Origin of the sequence: Corallococcus sp. AB018, assembly GCF_003986945.1 — a bacterium.
Classification (GTDB): domain Bacteria; phylum Myxococcota; class Myxococcia; order Myxococcales; family Myxococcaceae; genus Corallococcus; species Corallococcus exiguus.
This window is the reverse complement of sequence record NZ_RAWR01000119.1, coordinates 1-15,046: the sequence shown is the minus strand read 5'-3', so window position 1 is coordinate 15,046 and position 15,046 is coordinate 1. Positions and strand designations below refer to the sequence as shown.

Sequence of the window (15,046 nt, the reverse complement as noted above, 5' to 3'; positions counted from 1 at the left end):
TGAGTAGGCATCACTGCGTCGAAGAGGCTACTCCTCTTCAGGGACGAGGAGCCTCTTGACGGACTGGATTGGGAGCGTAGAGATCGGGAGCCACCGGACGGTGGCAGTGTCCTTCCGGTCGCCGAACTGGTTCGTCGCAAAGCCCGGTTGATAAGTTCTCGGGTCAAAAGCCTCCATGCAGATCGGGAAGGCCCTCCCGTCAGGTAGGATGACCTCCGTGAAGATGAGCCTCGTGAGCCCTGGCCAGAACACCGAGCGGCCCTTCATGATCGATCCCGCCGGGAGCCCACCGCGACTGTACGGCACCGCATGCTGGATGCCCTGAATGGGCCCTTCACGCATTTGCATCGCCACGCCCTCGCTCTCCTCGAAGTAGATATTGTCAGTCGGGGGCATGCCGATCCCCAACTTCTTCATCCCCTCCCTGGCTCCCGCCGGGCACGGTTCGCCTTCTGCCTTGCGGGTGTTGGCACTCCCTCCCGCACACGACATGCCCACGCAGGCCGCCACGGCCGCGCCAGCGATCTTCCGCATGACACCGCCGTCCGCTCGCAGGGGCTTCACTGGGTTGGTCGCAACCTCGGAAAACTCGGGCGGAGTCGGCTCCACCGCAGCGGAGACGCCCGCATCCGGGGAAGACGCCACCGCGAGCACAGCGGCATCGGGAAGACTCGGGGTTGGTGTCACGGACGAACTTCCTTTCTCAGACACAGGCGCTACGACAGGTGGAGGACGGTCCGGCGTCAGTCGCGCCAGCCCGAAGATCAAGAAGCCCAGCAGCAGTGCTCCCAGGCCGAGCACCGCGCCGGAACGACGGCGCCGCTTCGGCGCGACGGCCTCCGCGGGTGAGGACGGTTCCGAAGGCGCTGACTCCCGGGCATGCGCTGCCAGCTCCGTGGAAGTCCCAGGGAACTGCGACAGCGACACGACGCCCCGGTCCAGCCCGGACGCATCCGGATCCGCCGGGACGTCCAGCGAGACCTTCCAGTCCGCGTGGCGCTTGTCCTTCGCGGCGTCCCAGAGCGCCTGCAGCAGCGTTTCCGTCCCCGAGTAGCGATCCTCGGGGCGCTTGGAGAGCAGCCGCATCGCGATGTCCGACAGGCTGGAGGGGACCTTGGGGTTGATGTCCTTCGGTGCTCGCGGCACCACCGTTTCGATGGCGGGCAGCAACCGTTCGTAGGGCAGGCGCGGGTCGAAGGCGTAGCCGTCCGTCAGGGACTCGTAGAGCAGCGCGCCCAGCGCGTAGAGGTCCCCCGGGATGCCCGCGTCGAAGTTCGCACCGGCCTTCCAGGAGCCTTCTCGCAGGAAGGTCACGCACTCCGGCGGCAGCAGGTGCGGCGACGCGGGCGCCACGCCCACGGTCAACGTGGAGGCCCCCGGGATGCGCGCCGTGCCCAGGTCGATGATGATGGGGCGCTCGTCCAGGCGGCGGATGAGCAGGTTGTCCGACTTGAGGTCGCGGTGATGCACGCCCCTGCGGTGGAGATCCGCCACCACCCGCACGACCTCCGTGTAGACGGTCAGCAGGTGCGCGGCGGAGGGCTTCACCCGCCAGCGCCACTCGTGGAACGTCTCGCCGTCCACGAAGTCGGTGACGTGGAAGAGGTAGCCGTCCGGTGGCTCCGGCCAGCGATCCACGGCGTGCACGCGCGGCAGGTTGGGATGCGGCGCGCACGCGAGCAGCGCCGCCACCTCCCGCGAGAGCCGTCCGTTGACGTCCTCTTCATCGCTGGCGTGCTGGTTCGCCGGCCGCAACGCGAGCTTCAGTGCGTAGACGTTCCCGCCCCGCTCCACCTTGAAGACCCGGCCGAAGCCTCCCGCGCCAAGCGTCCCGACGATTCGCCAGGGGCCGACATGGTGGCCGACTTCAAGCTGGTCCGGGTGGAGCGGAGTGGTCATGGCGCTGACTCAAGCCGTGACACAACCTGGGAGGTGGGGACGACCACCCGGGGTTTCAAGACCGGCGAGGGTGCCTTCCCTGCCACATCCCACCGCGGAGGTCGGATTCCCCGCAATCCGCGAGCGTGCCCGGCCGATGACGGCGCGGACCCACTTGGCGGAACCACCCAGGGAGCGGTGTTCAATGCGGACAACCTCCGGGGTTGACCCTATCTGGCCCTGCGGGGCTGTCACGTTTTTTCGTGACGCTGCAGGGGGGTCGAACCTGAACGGGCGTCCAACCCGCCAGGCGGCCTGGAGTTCGTGAAACAGGTTTCAGCCCGTCCGGATGTGACGGCGGGCCCTGTCTGGGATTGCGCGGAGGCGCGGCTCCGGCCGGCTATTCGCCTTCGTCGGACGCGTCGTCTGCTTCCGCCAGCGCTCGGGCGGCCTGTTCCCACTGGCCTCCCAGTCGGGCCTCGGAAGCCAGGGCTTCGTCCCAGGAGGGACCATCCGGCAGGAGCCGCGACGCGTGCTTCAAGGCCAGGCGCTCCAGCGCTCGGGCTTCGCACAAGCGGCGCAGCTCCAGCGCATCCAGCCCGTTCGCGGCGAGGAAGGCCTCACGGCGCGAGGCACGAACGCTCCGCTCGCTCCACCACGCAGCCTCCTCGGCGGCGAGCTCCTCCTCCGTCGCGTCGAGGCCCAGCGAACGCGCCCAGCCCGCGAGCAATGCCCGCCGCAGGCCCGCCTCCGCCCAGGCCTCCGCATCGGGCGCGCCGCGCAGCAGTTCCATCACGCGCCCGGAGTCCACGGCACGCGAGCCCACGCGCGTCACGTCCTCCATCAAGCGCCGGCGCCGCACCAACGACGAAGGATTGCGCCGGACTCCAGGTTGCATCGGAGGCGCCCGGCTCACGAACTCCGCGCCCGCGCGCACGCATTCGATGGCATCCAGCCGCTTGAGGTCTTCCACTCCGCCAGAGAACCAGGCGTCCCAGGCTTCACGCACGGGCCGCGTCCACGCGGGTTCCACGGCCTCGCGGATCCGGGTCCAGGTGCGCTCCTGGTAGAAGACGCCCGCGGCCGCGTCCACCAGGGCCTTTGCAGCCGCGCGTCCCAATACGCGCGCCTTGAGTGCCAGCTCCGCCGCGTGCCGTACGTTCACCAGGGGCACCGTGAGGGGACGCCAACCGTGTTCGGCGTCCGCGTGCAGCAGCGCCACCTCCGAGTCGTCCACCGCCACGCCGTCGCGATACCAGCCGAAGATGCGGCCCACGCCGACCACGCCGTGCTCGGACAGCTCCGAGGCGCGCAGCGCGCCCATGCTGCCTCCGCCGAAGACGGCCACGCCGGCCTCCAGCGCCGCGAGCAGCTCGTGATGCCAGACGGATGGCTGCGCCTCGAAGACTCCGTCCACCAGCACCAGCGCGCGGGGCTTGAGTGACAGCGCTCGCCACACGTCCCCCTGCCGCGCGGGAGGCAACACCGTGCACGGCGCGATCCGCCGCGCCTCGGCCGCGGGCAACGAGGGCCCCAGGAACACCACCAGGTCGTCCGGCCGCCGCTTCACGCGAGCCCCTTCACGCGCAGGCCCCGCGTCGTGCCCTGCGGCCAGGACACCTGCATTTGCGGACCCGGTACCCCTGCGCTTCACGCGAGCCCCTTCACGCGCAGGCCCGCTCGCGGCATCCGGGACACCCACGGCCCCTGTACTCTTCACACCTGACCGCCGCTTCACAGGAGCTCCGACACGCGCATGCCCGGCACCACGACCTTCCACACGTGCAGCCCGGGCACCGGGGCGTCCAGCGCCACGCCCGCCACCCTTGTGAACCCCGCGCCGCCCAGCAGCGACAACACCGTGCGCACCTTCGCCGCCGCGGTCTTCGCGCGCCGGTCCACCGCGTCCGGCATCGCGTCCACTCCACGACGGGGCCGCACCTCCGACAGGGCCTGCGCGAACCCCAGCGCCGCATCACGGTCCGCCGCCGCCACGTCCTCACGGGCTCCGTGGATGTCCGTCAGCCGCGATTGCGCGGCCTCCAGCAAGGCCTTCAGCAACGCCTCATCCCGGTCCATCGCGCACGCATAGCCGGCCGTGAGCGGCACCGGGCCCTCGTCCGCGTCCACCAGCACCGCCGCGGCCACGGGCAGCCCCACCCTTCCCTTCGTCCGGGGCGCGGGCGTCACATCGAAGAGGTAGGCCCGGAACCCCTGGGCCCTCAGCGCGTCTCGCTGCGCGGCCGTTCGCGGAGCCCCGTCCTCCAATGCCTCCGGCCGCAGCATCCGCCCCACCACGCCCTCCTCCGACCAGCCCTCCGGCAACGCCCGCGACAGCTGGTCCCGCTCCGTGGCCTCCAGCAGCGCGTGCAGCAGCGCCGGCTCCGACTCCGGATGCGCCCCGGAGCCATTCGTCGTCCACGCCACCGACACCGGCCCCAGCTCCACCGTCCCCGAGGGCGGGCAGTACACCCCCTGCGCCGGCACCCAGACCCGCTCATCCCCGGCCAGCGTCCGCGCTTCGCACCACGCCAGCCGCACCGCCGGCCCCGCGAGCCTCGGCGCCACCACCGCGCCCGCCGACCCGAGCTCCTCCACGCCCCAGACCGTGTCGCCTCCCCACTCCAGCTCCGCCCGGGAGCCCCAGCGCAACCGCTCCGGCCGCACCGTCTCCGCCGCCCACAGCTCCGCGGTCTCGAAGAGCGCGCCCCGGGCCGCGGCGTCGAAGGTCAGCCCCTTGCCATTACACACCTGGAGCACGTGCCCACCCGGACGCACCGCGCAGGCGACCTCCACGCCGGTGCGGTCCAGTCCGGTGACTCGGGCGACCCGGGTCACTCCCAGGCCACGGGCCAGGGCATCGAGGAAGGCGGGGGAGACGGAATCCATCGAGGCAGTCGACACGGGGGGCACCTTAGCGGACCCCCGGCGCGGCGCGGCGTGGGATGACGGGGAAAACGTGGTAGGGGAAGGGCAATCCCCGCCGTATCGGGCTGGAGCGCGCATCGAATGATTGCCGTCGGAGAACTCGCACCGGACTTCGCCGCGACCGACTGCCATGGGCAGACCGTTCGATTGTCGGAGCTGCGAGGCCGGCGCGTCGTGCTCTTCTTCTTCCCCCGCGCCTTCACCGTGGGCTGCACCATCGAGAACCGGGCCTTCAGGGACAACCACGAGCGGATCCGCGAGCTGGGTGCGGAGCTCGTCGGCGTCTCCGTGGACACGCTCACCACCCAGTGCGACTTCGCCGAACAGGAGGGCATCCACTTCGCCCTCCTGGGAGACGACGAGCGGCGGATCAGCCGCGCCTGGGGCGTGCTGTGGCCGGTCCTCAACATCGACCGGCGCGTCACCTTCATCGTCGGCGCGGACGGCGTCGTCGAACACGTCATCCACCATGAGGTGCGCGTCTACCGCCACCTCGACGACGTGCTGAAGTACCTCCAGGCCCACCCCACCCCGGGCAGCAACACCGCCTCCGCCTGAGGCCTTGCGCCCGCCCGCCTGCCCGGTACCGGACGTCTTGCGCACGTCCCGGGAGGCGAAAAGCGGGCTGGAAAATAACCTTCCGTCCCCTGGAGGGTTCAAGCCCCTGTGAGCGGACGGGTCCTAGGACTGGTGCGGCCCGGTGGGGCCGTGAGCGCTCTCTCGGATGAAGCCCTGTGTGGGGCCTTCCTCGCGGGGGACGCGACGGCGTTCGGCCAGCTCTTCGAACGGCACCGGGGCCTCGTCTTCTCGCTGATGCGCCGCTACACCGTGAGCGCGGAGGACGCGGCGGACCTGACGCAGCAGGCGTTCCTCCGGGCCCTGGAGGCGTCACGGCGGGTGTTCGCGCGCTTCACGCCCACCACGCCCACGCCGTTCCGTTCGTGGCTGGTGCGGGTGGCGCTCAACCTGGCCAAGAACCACGCGCGACAGGGGCTGCGGTGGCGGCCGGTGCTGGTGGAGTCGGTGACGGATGACCTGGCGGCGGACCTGAGCGAGGGCGCGGACGCGTCGCTGGAGCGCACCCAGCAGGGCCAACGGGTGCGACAGGCGGTGCTCGCCCTGCCCCGCCGCCAGCGCGAGGTGCTGACGCTGCGGGTGGACGGTGGCCTGCCGTTCAAGGACATCGCCGGGACGCTGGGCATCACGGAGAACAACGCGAAGGTGCAGTTCCACCTCGCGGTGAAACGCTTGAAGGCCGACGTGGCCGGGGAGACGCAGTGATGGGTGCGTGCGTGGAATACGAGGAGCAGGCGAGCCTCCACGCCGCGGAGGCGCTGGAGGGCGAGGAGGCCGCGCGCTTCCAGGCCCACCTGGAGTCCTGCGCGGCCTGCCAGGCGGAGGTGGCCTCCGCTCGCGAAGTCCTGGGCCTGGTGGCGCTGCCGCCCCAGACGCCCGTGGAGGTGCGCGCGCAGGAAGGTCTGGGTCCCAGGACCCTGGCGGCGTGGCGCCGGGAGCAGACGCGCCGGGGGATGGGCCGCCGGGCGCTGGGTTCGCTCGCGGCCGTGGCGGCGGTGGTGGCGCTGATGCTGGGGCCTTCCGCGCTGGAGCGGCTCAAGGCGCCCCACCCGGTGACGGCGCCGGGCACCGTGCAGTCCGCGAGCGCCCGCGACGACGTGGACGCGGAGACGCTGGCCGCCTTCGAGGCGTGGGCCGGGTTGGATCCGCTGGAGGATGACGGCTCGGGGTACGGCCTGGACGAGGACCTGTCGTGGGACGACTCCGACCTCGACGGGGACTTCGACCTGGGAGAGACACTGTGAAGACGATGAAGCGGATGACCTGGGTGCTCGTGTTCGCGCTGCCGGTGATGGCGCTGGCGCAGCCCGGGCCGAAGGAGCCAGGAGCGCGTGACGCCGACCGCATGGCCCGGGCCGAGCAGCGGCAGCGGCTGCGGCAGGTGCTGGAGCTGGCGGACACGCTGGAGCTGGACAGCGCGCAGGCCCTGAAGATGGATGAGACGCTGCGCCGCTTCGAGGACCGGCGCCGCCCGTTGCGCGAGCAGGTGCGGGACTCGGCGCGCATCCTCCATCTGGCGTCGCGAGGCGACAGCGCGGCCCTGGGTCAGGTGGACGCGGCGGCGCAGAAGGTCTTCGACGCCCGGGCGCGGATCGCCGCGCTGGACCGGGAGCTGTACCAGGCGCTCGCCAAGGACCTGACCCCGGAGAAGCGCGCGCGGCTGGCCGTGGTCATGGCCCGCTCCGAGGGCATGAAGGGGATGAAGGCCAAGGGGCCGAAGGAATCGCGCGGAGACTGAGGACGCCCCTCCCTCAAGTCCGAGGCGAACGGGCGGACACGGACGGACCTCCCCGGGGGCCATACCCAACGTCATGGCATTGACCGTGTCCCTCCCCAAGGGATGCGCTTCTCCCCATGGAGTCCGCCATGCGTCTGCTGTCCCGTGTTCTTCCCGTGCTCGTGGGCCTTGGGCTCGCGTCCTGCGCGGGCGTCGATGTCAACACCAACTACGACCCCGCCGCCGTCCAGCGCATCAACCAGTTCCACACCTATGCGTGGCTGACGCATCCCCAGCAGACGAAGGACACGCGCATCAACAACGACATCACCAACAGCCAGGTGACCGGGGCGGTGGACCAGGACCTCCAGGCCCGCGGCTACCAGAAGGTGGACGCAAGCGCGAACCCGGACTTCCTCATCGGCTGGCAGGGTGCCATCGACAAGCGGTTGTCCGCGGATACGGTGGACAACTACTGGGGCTACCCGTGGGATCCGTTCTGGGGTTCGTACTACGGGCCCTCGCAGACGTACGTGCGCGAGTACGACGTGGGCACGCTCATCCTCGACGTGGTGGACGCGAAGGAGAAGAAGCTCGTCTGGCGCGGCACGGCCCAGTCGAACATCGGCGACAGCCCGAGCGCCCAGACCAACAGCGGCAAGATTGAAAAAGGCGTGGAGAAGATGCTGAAGGACTTCCCGCCCGAGCCGAAGGAGAAGAAGTAGGCGCTCTTTCAGCGAGCGCGCCGCCACGCCCGCGTGAGCAGCAGGCCTCCCAGGAGGCCACCCACGCCCAGCAGCACCGCCAGCAGCGTGAGCCAGAGGAACACGCGGTCCACCAGCGGGCCCAGCCGGTCGAACGCGTGGTCCACCCAGCCGCGCGCCAGCCCATCCAGTTGCTGGAGCGTGGCCACGCGCTCCGCGTGCAGCGCGTCCACCACCGCCTGCCGCTCCCGTCCCACGTCCGCGAACACCGCCTGCCGCTCGCCGTTGACGAACTCCTGGAGGCCCAGGCGTTCGGCGTGCACCGCGTCCAGCACCGCGCGGCGCTCGCGTTCGATGAGCGCGGGCGAGTTCGCGGCCAGCGCGCCCACGCGGTCCAGCAGGTCCACCGTGCGCCCCAACTCCGCCAGCGCGGCCTGGACGGTGGGCGCATGCAGGGCATCCGTCGCGACCAGCTCCGCCTGCCAGCGCGCCTGCCGGGGCAGGCTGGTCGCGTAGAGGTCCACGCGCGCGGTGAGGTCGCGCGTGTCCTCGACGAGGCCGGCGGCCGTGGACCGCAGGCCTCCGCCCGTCACTTCCGTGAGGGAGGCCAGCAGGGCCGTGGTGGATTCGCGCGTGACGAGCGGCCCGGTCAGCGGGTGCGCCGCGGCCCAGGCGTGCACCTTGTCGCGGGTCTGGGTCACGTCCTCGCGACCGGTGACCTCGCGCCACTCGGCCTCCACTTCGGACTCCAGCGCCACCAGCGCTTCATGGGCGTGCGCCAGCAGCTCCGGCGATGCGTCCACGGCGGTCTGCGGCAGCGAGTCCTCGATCTGGGCCAGCAGTGTCCAGGTGTCGATGAGGGCAGCCACTGGATCCGGCTGGAAGAGCGCGCTCTGCACGGCGGGCACCGCGTTGGCCTTGAAGCGCAGCATGGCCGAAGCCACGTGCGGCGAACCGGAGCGCGCGGCCAGGTCGTCCGCCAGGGCCTCGATGAGTCCGGAGAAGCGCCGGGCCAGGTCCCGCACCCGCGTGCGCATCACCGCCACGGACAGGTCGGACCGCCCCACGCGCGTGGTCAGCGCCGAGCGCTGCGGCGCCAGCGACGCGCATCCACCACACAGCGCCGCGAACAGCACCACGGTCACGACGCGTACGGGGAAGAGAGCCGGAGCCATGGTCCGGCACCCAAGCTGCGCACGCCCTGCCCCGCCGCCGAGCAGTCCCCCGGGGCGGAGCCAACGTCGGACGTCAGACGCCCGTCACTTCTCCGCGAGCGCCTTGTCGATGGCGGCCTTCAGCTCCGGGCTGTCCGGCGTGACGCTGCTGGGGAAGGCGGCCTTCACCTGGCCGTCCTTGCCCACCACGTACTTGTGGAAGTTCCACTTGGGCTCTCCATGGTCCTTGGCGAGGAACGCGTAGACGGGGGACTGGCCCTCGCCCTTGGTCTTGACCTTCTCGAACATGGGGAAGGAGACCTTGAAGCGCAGCTCGCAGAACTTCGCGATCTGCTCGGAGGTGCCCGGCTCCTGGCCGCCGAAGTCGTTGGACGGGAAGCCCAGGACGACCACGCCCTTGTCCTTGTAGCTGTCGGAGAGCGCCTGGAGGCCCTTGTACTGCGGCGTGTAGCCGCACTCGGACGCCGTGTTCACGACGAGGGCGACCTTGCCCTGGAAGTCCGACAGCTTCTCGGGCTTGCCGTCGAGCCGGTTGGCGGACAGCTGGTGGAAGGACATGGCTTTCTTCTCGGTCTTGTCCGCGGCGGAGGCCACCGTGGAGAGGGAGAGCACCGTCGCGACGGTGAACAGCAGGGAAGTTCTCATGGCGGGCGCAGGATGCCGGAAGGAGCGCATGGATTCACCGTCCCCGTGAGGCGACGCGCGCCTTGGGTTCTTCAGTGGAAAAAACCGACTTGAGCACACGCCCCGTGGGCGTCTTGAGCTTCGCCACCTCGCGCGGCGTGCCTTCGCCCACGATGCGGCCTCCGCCCTCGCCGCCCTCCGGCCCCAGCTCCACCACGTGGTCCCCCGCGGCGATGACCGATGGGTGGTGCTCGATGACGACCAGCGTGTCGCCCCGGTCCACCAGCCGGCCCATGAAGGTGATCAGCTTCTCCACGTCGCCCAGGTGCAGGCCGGTGGTGGGCTCATCCAGCACGTACAGCGTGGGTTCGTGGCGGGAGGTGGCCGTCAGCTCCGCGGCCAGCTTGAGCCGCTGGGCCTCACCGCCGGACAGCGTGTTGGAGCCCTGCCCCAGTTGCAGGTAGCCCACGCCCAGGTCGGCCAGGCACTCCAGCGGCGCGGCGACCTTGGGCAGCGCGCGGAAGACGTCCTTGGCCTCGTCCGCGGACAGGCGCAGCACGTCGCCCACGGTGAGGCCGTGGTAGCGCACCTCCAGCGTGGCGGCGTCGAAACGCGCCCCGTTGCAGGCCTCGCACGGCGTGACGACGTCCGGCAGGAAGGACATCTCGTGGGAGATGGCGCCCTGCCCTTCGCACACCTTGCAGCGGCCACCCGCCGCCGTGTTGAAGGAGAAGCGCGCGGGTCCGAAGCCACGGATCTTCGCTTCCGGCGTGGCCGCGAACACGCGGCGCAATTCGTCCCAGATGCCCAGGAACGTCGCCGGCACCGAGCGCGGCGTGCGCCCGATGGGCGACTGGTCCACCGACAGCACCCGCTTGATGGACTCCGTGCCCTTGAGCGCGTCGAACGCGCCGGCCTTCGCCGTGACGAGCCCCAGCTTGTCGCGCAGCGCCGGGAACAGCACCTGCCGGATGAGCGTGCTCTTGCCGGAGCCCGACACGCCGGAGACGACGTTGAGCCGCCCCACCGGCAGCCTGAGGTCCACGCGCTGGAGGTTGTTCGCGCGGGCGCCCTTCAGCTCCACCCAGGCCTTCGGCTCGCCCCGGCCGGACGGAGGCCGCACCTGCGCGGCCCGGAGCGCCTGCGCGGTGGGCGAGTCCGACTCCAACACCACGTCCGGCGTGCCCTCCGCCAGGATGTGGCCACCGCCCCGTCCGCCCGTGGGGCCCAGGTCCAGCAGGTGGTCCGCGGCGCGGATGGTGTCCGAGTCATGCTCCACCACCAGCACCGTGGAGCCCGTCTCCACCAGCGCGCGCAGGTTGTCGAGCAGCCGGTGCGTGTCGCGCGGGTGCAGGCCGATGGTGGGCTCGTCCAGCACGTACATCGCGCCGGTGAGGCCCGCGCCCAGCTGCGCGGACAGCCGCAGCCGCTGCATCTCACCGCCGGACAGCGTGGCGGCGTTGCGGTCCAGGGACAGGTAGCCCAGGCCCACGCGCTCCAGGAACTCCAAGCGCCGCAGCATCTCCTGCCGCGCCGTCTCGCCCAAGAGCGCCCGGTCGCCCTTGAGCTTCCAGGTGCGCACGCGCGCGAGGGTGGCCGTCACCGACGCCTGCACCACCTCGTGGTAGCGCGCGCCCTCCAGCCGCACCGCGCGCGGCACCGGGGACAGGCGGGTGCCATCGCACGTGCGGCATGGGGCCGTCTCGCCCTCGGCCATCGCGGAGGGGCCGCCCTGCACGCCGGTGCCCTCGCACGACTCGCAGCGGCCCTGCTTCGTGTTGAAGGAGAACCAGCGCGGATCCAACTCCGGCACGGCGGTGCCGCATTTCGGGCAGGTGCGCTCGCTGGACAAAAGCGTCTCCGCCTTGCCCGTGCGCAGCTTCACCGCGCCCTTGCCCCAGTTGAGCGAGGACTCGAACAGCTCGCGCGGCAGCTTCGCGAGCTTGCCCTCGTACATCACGAGGTCGATGTCGTGCTCCTTCGTCTTCGCCAGGCGCGGCGGGTTGTCCGTGGACGCCAGCTCCCCGTCGACGATGGCCTGGGTGATGCCCCCGCGCGCCGCCGCGGTGAAGACGTCCAGGTACGTGCCCTTGCGCGAGCGCACCGCGGGCGCCAGCACCTGCCCGTCGCCCTTCGTCGCCAGCACCTGCGCGTAGAGCGCGGCCGGCGTGGTGGCGCCGATGGGCGTGTCGTCATGCGGGCAGTGCGGCTCGCCAATCTTCGCGTACATGAGCCGCAGGTAGTGGGCCACCTCCGTGACGGTGGCCACGGTGCTGGTGGACCCCGCGCGCGACGTGCGCTGCTCCAGCGCCACGGTGGGCGGGATGCTGCTGATGCGCTCCACGTCCGGACGCGGCAGCGTGGGCAGGAACTGCCGCGCGTACGGCGTCAGCGTCTCCAGGAAGCGGCGCTGGCCCTCCGCGAAGACGACGTCGAACACCAGCGAGCTCTTGCCAGAGCCGCTGGGCCCCGTCACCACCGTCATCTTCCCCAGGGGAATCCGGCAGGACACGTCCTTGAGGTTGTGCTCGCGCGCGTGCTCCACCTCGATGGCGGGCGGCGCTTCCTTCCCCGGGCGGCGCAGCTTCACCGCCTTCGCCAGCGGCTTGCCCTCGCCCCGGAGCGCGGCGGCGGTGGCGCTGCCCTGCGCCTTCGCCACATCCAACGGCGTGCCCTCCGCCACCAGCCGGCCACCGTCGCGGCCGCCCTTGGGCCCCAGGTCGATGATCCAATCCGAGCCCTTCATCACCGACACGTCGTGGTCCACCACGAGCACGCTGGCACCCCGGTCCACCAGCGCGTGCAGCGACGCCATCACGTGGCGCACGTCCTCCGCGTGGAGGCCCGCGCTCGGCTCGTCGATGAGGAACAGCGTGCCCTTCGCGTCGCTCGCCAGCGCGCGCGCCAGCTTCAGCCGCTGCGCTTCTCCGCCGGACAGCGTGGACAGGGGCTGGCCCAGGGGCAGGTAGCCCAGGCCCAGCCGCTGCGCCGGCCCCAGGGTGCGCTTTAGCGCGGAGTCGTCGCCGAAGTGCTGGAGCACCTCGTCCACCGTCATCTCCAGCACCTGCGCCACGCTGAAGCCCTGGTGCCGGACGGCGAGCACCTCCTCCTTGAAGCGCCGGCCCCGGCACACCGCGCACAACAGGGCCACGTCCGCGAGGAACTGCATCTCCACCGTCTCGTAGCCTTCACCGGAGCAGGCCTCGCAGCGGCCCTTGTCCACGTTGAAGGAGAAGTGCGCGGAGGTCAGGCCCCGCACCTCCGCGTCGGGCTCCGAGGCGAAGCGCTCGCGCAGCCGGTCCCACGCCTTGGTGTACGTGGCCGCGTTGCCGCGCGACGTGCGCCCCAGCGGGGACTGGTCCACGAAGGTGATGGCCTCCACCTGCGCCCCGCCCTCCACCGCCGCCACGTCGCCGGGGGCCTCCACGTCCTTCACGCCCAGCCCGCGCGCCAGGTGCCGGTAGAGCACCTCGTCCATCAGCGTGCTCTTGCCGGAGCCGCTGGGGCCGGTGATGGCGCACAGCACGCCCAGCGGCACGCGCACGGACACGTCCTTCAGGTTGTGTTCGCGCGCCTCGCGGATGACCAGCTCGCCCGTGCGGGTGCGCGGCGTGCGCGGCACCTCCGTGCCCCCGGACAGCATGCGGCCGGTGGGCAGGTCCTGCCGCTTCGCCAGCGCCTCCGGGGTGCCGTCGAAGCACAGCTTGCCGCCATTGCGTCCCGCGCCCGGGCCCAGCTCCAGCACCCGGTGCGCGGAGCGGATGATCAGTGGATCATGCTCGATGACCAGCGCGATGTTGCCCCGGTCCGCCAGCTCCGCGATGGCCTCCGTGAGCGGCGGCACGTCCCCCGGGTGCAGGCCCACGGTGGGCTCGTCCAGCACGAAGAGCGCGCCCGTCAGCGACGTGCCCAGCGCCGCGGTCAGCGACACGCGCTGCGCCTCGCCACCCGACAGCGTGCGCGCGGGCCGGTCCAGCGTGAGGTAGCCCAGGCCCACGCGCTGGAGATAGCGCAGGCGCGCGGACAGCTCCCGCCGAGCCAGGTCGCCCTGCCCCGTCAGCGTCTTCAGGCCATCCAGCCGGGCCAGCGCGTCCGTCAGCTCCAGCCCGTGCCAGGCCGGCAGATCAATGCCGCCCACGCGCCACGCGCGGGCCTGCTCGTTGAGGCGCGCGCCGTGACAGCTCTCGCAGAGCGAGTACGCGCGATACCGGGCCAGCAACACGCGCACGTGCATCTTGTACGTGCGGCCCTCCATCCACCGGAACCACGCGCGCACGCCCGGGTAGACACGGCCGCCGTCGTAGTCGCCCTCGCCCTGGAGCACCGCCTCGCGCTGGGCGGCGGTGAGCTTCTCCCACGGCTTGTCGAAGGGGATGCTCTTCTGCCGGCAGAAGCGCTGGAGCATCTCCCGCTCCCAGGTGGTGGACTGGCCGGACCACGGGCGGATGGCGCCCTCCGCCAGGCTCAACGCCGGGTTGGGGATCACCTTCCCCCAGTCGATGCCGATGGTGCGCCCGAAGCCGCGGCACGGCGCGCACGCGCCCACCGGGCTCTGGTAGCTGAAGAGGCCCGGCCGGGCGAGTTCGAACTCCCGCGCGCACTTGGGACACACCAGCCCCCGGCGCAGCTTCTTGGGCGCGGTCTCCGGAATGAAGAGCAGCGCCTCGCCGTCCGCGCGCGCCCACGCGTCCTCCAGCGCCTGGGTGACTCGGGACAGGTTCGCGTCCGTCAGCTTCACCCGGTCCACCACCACCTGCGCCACGCCCGCGGGGTCGGTGGCCTCGCCCGGCTTGAGCGTCTCCAGCTCCTTCACTTCCCCCTGCACCATCAGCCGGTGGTAGCCGTCCTTCAGCAGGCGGGCCCGCGCGTCGATGAACGCGGACGTGTCCGGGATGCGCACCGGGTACGTGAAGACGCCCTGCGCGTCCGGGTGCTCACGAAGCGCCGCCCGGGCGGCCACGCGCGCGTCGGTGCGCACCGCCTCCAGGCCACAGTCCGGACACACCGGCATCGCCTCGCGGGTGAAGAGCGCGGACAGGTATGGCTCCACGTCCGCCAGCGTGGCCACCGTGGAGCGCGAGCTCTTCACCGGCGCGCGCCGGTCCACCGCGACGCCCGCGGCCACCGGCTCCAGCGCGTCCATGGGCGGCCGCTCCAGCCGCTCGAGGAACTGCCGGGCGTACGGGCTGAAGCTCTCCACGAACCGGCGCTGACCCTCCGCGTAGAGCGTGTCCAGCGCGAGGCTCGATTTGCCGCCTCCGGACACGCCGGTGACGCAGACGAACTCTCCTTCGGAGAGATCGACGGACAAATCCTTGAGGTTGTGGGTGCGGGCGCCGACGAGGTGGGTCTTGTGCATGCCGGCCGGAGGTTTAACGACCGGACACTCGCGCGCCAATCACAACATGAAGGCCAACATCGCCCCGCCCGGGTGGGTTGGGTGG

At 71.5% G+C, this 15,046-nt stretch carries 11 protein-coding genes; 5 read left to right on the top strand and 6 right to left on the bottom strand.

Annotated elements, in window-relative coordinates:
* Positions 1-27: 27 nt before the first annotated feature.
* From D7Y11_RS24340 to D7Y11_RS24330, 3 genes are all read right to left on the bottom strand, one after another.
* Positions 28-1,899: a serine/threonine-protein kinase gene (locus D7Y11_RS24340; RefSeq protein ID WP_126934913.1), complete on the bottom strand. Its 1,872-nt coding sequence runs from the start codon at positions 1,897-1,899 to the stop codon at positions 28-30.
* Positions 1,900-2,278: 379 nt separating this feature from the next.
* A complete protein-coding gene (locus D7Y11_RS24335; protein WP_126934912.1) occupies positions 2,279-3,448 on the bottom strand; it encodes a TfuA-like protein in 1,170 nt (389 codons plus the stop codon).
* Between the two features lie 164 nt (positions 3,449-3,612).
* The gene (locus D7Y11_RS24330) at positions 3,613-4,767 is read right to left on the bottom strand and encodes a YcaO-like family protein (RefSeq protein ID WP_120579673.1); all 1,155 of its coding nucleotides are present in this window, start codon (positions 4,765-4,767) and stop codon (positions 3,613-3,615) included.
* A 120-nt stretch (positions 4,768-4,887) separates the two neighbouring features.
* Here D7Y11_RS24330 and D7Y11_RS24325 point away from each other — a divergent pair, with 120 nt between their 5' ends.
* From D7Y11_RS24325 to D7Y11_RS24305, 5 genes are all read left to right on the top strand, one after another.
* Positions 4,888-5,364: a peroxiredoxin gene (locus D7Y11_RS24325; protein WP_121754393.1), complete on the top strand. Its 477-nt coding sequence runs from the start codon at positions 4,888-4,890 to the stop codon at positions 5,362-5,364.
* A 150-nt stretch (positions 5,365-5,514) separates the two neighbouring features.
* Entirely contained in the window at positions 5,515-6,087 is a 573-nt protein-coding gene (locus D7Y11_RS24320) for an RNA polymerase sigma factor (protein ID WP_120579671.1), read from the top strand.
* Positions 6,087-6,626, top strand: coding sequence for a zf-HC2 domain-containing protein (locus tag D7Y11_RS24315; RefSeq protein WP_126934911.1), 540 nt, complete (start codon positions 6,087-6,089; stop codon positions 6,624-6,626). The genes D7Y11_RS24320 and D7Y11_RS24315 overlap by 1 nt, the downstream gene beginning before the upstream one ends.
* A gap of 5 nt (positions 6,627-6,631) precedes the next feature.
* On the top strand, positions 6,632-7,120 hold the full coding sequence (locus tag D7Y11_RS24310; RefSeq protein WP_126934916.1) for a hypothetical protein: 489 nt from the start codon (positions 6,632-6,634) through the stop codon (positions 7,118-7,120).
* 128 nt (positions 7,121-7,248) lie between these two features.
* Positions 7,249-7,824 carry a DUF4136 domain-containing protein gene (locus D7Y11_RS24305; RefSeq protein WP_126934910.1) on the top strand — a complete coding sequence of 192 codons (576 nt, stop codon included), beginning with the start codon at positions 7,249-7,251 and terminating at the stop codon, positions 7,822-7,824.
* An 8-nt stretch (positions 7,825-7,832) separates the two neighbouring features.
* On the opposite strand, the gene D7Y11_RS24300 is transcribed toward D7Y11_RS24305, so the two are convergent.
* From D7Y11_RS24300 to uvrA, 3 genes are all read right to left on the bottom strand, one after another.
* Entirely contained in the window at positions 7,833-8,978 is a 1,146-nt protein-coding gene (locus tag D7Y11_RS24300; RefSeq protein WP_126934909.1) for a chemotaxis protein, read from the bottom strand.
* Between the two features lie 84 nt (positions 8,979-9,062).
* Complete coding sequence (locus tag D7Y11_RS24295) at positions 9,063-9,623, bottom strand: glutathione peroxidase (protein WP_199753778.1); 561 nt, start codon at positions 9,621-9,623, stop codon at positions 9,063-9,065.
* 34 nt (positions 9,624-9,657) lie between these two features.
* Complete coding sequence (uvrA, locus tag D7Y11_RS24290; protein ID WP_120579668.1) at positions 9,658-14,961, bottom strand: excinuclease ABC subunit UvrA; 5,304 nt, start codon at positions 14,959-14,961, stop codon at positions 9,658-9,660.
* Positions 14,962-15,046 lie beyond the last annotated feature (85 nt).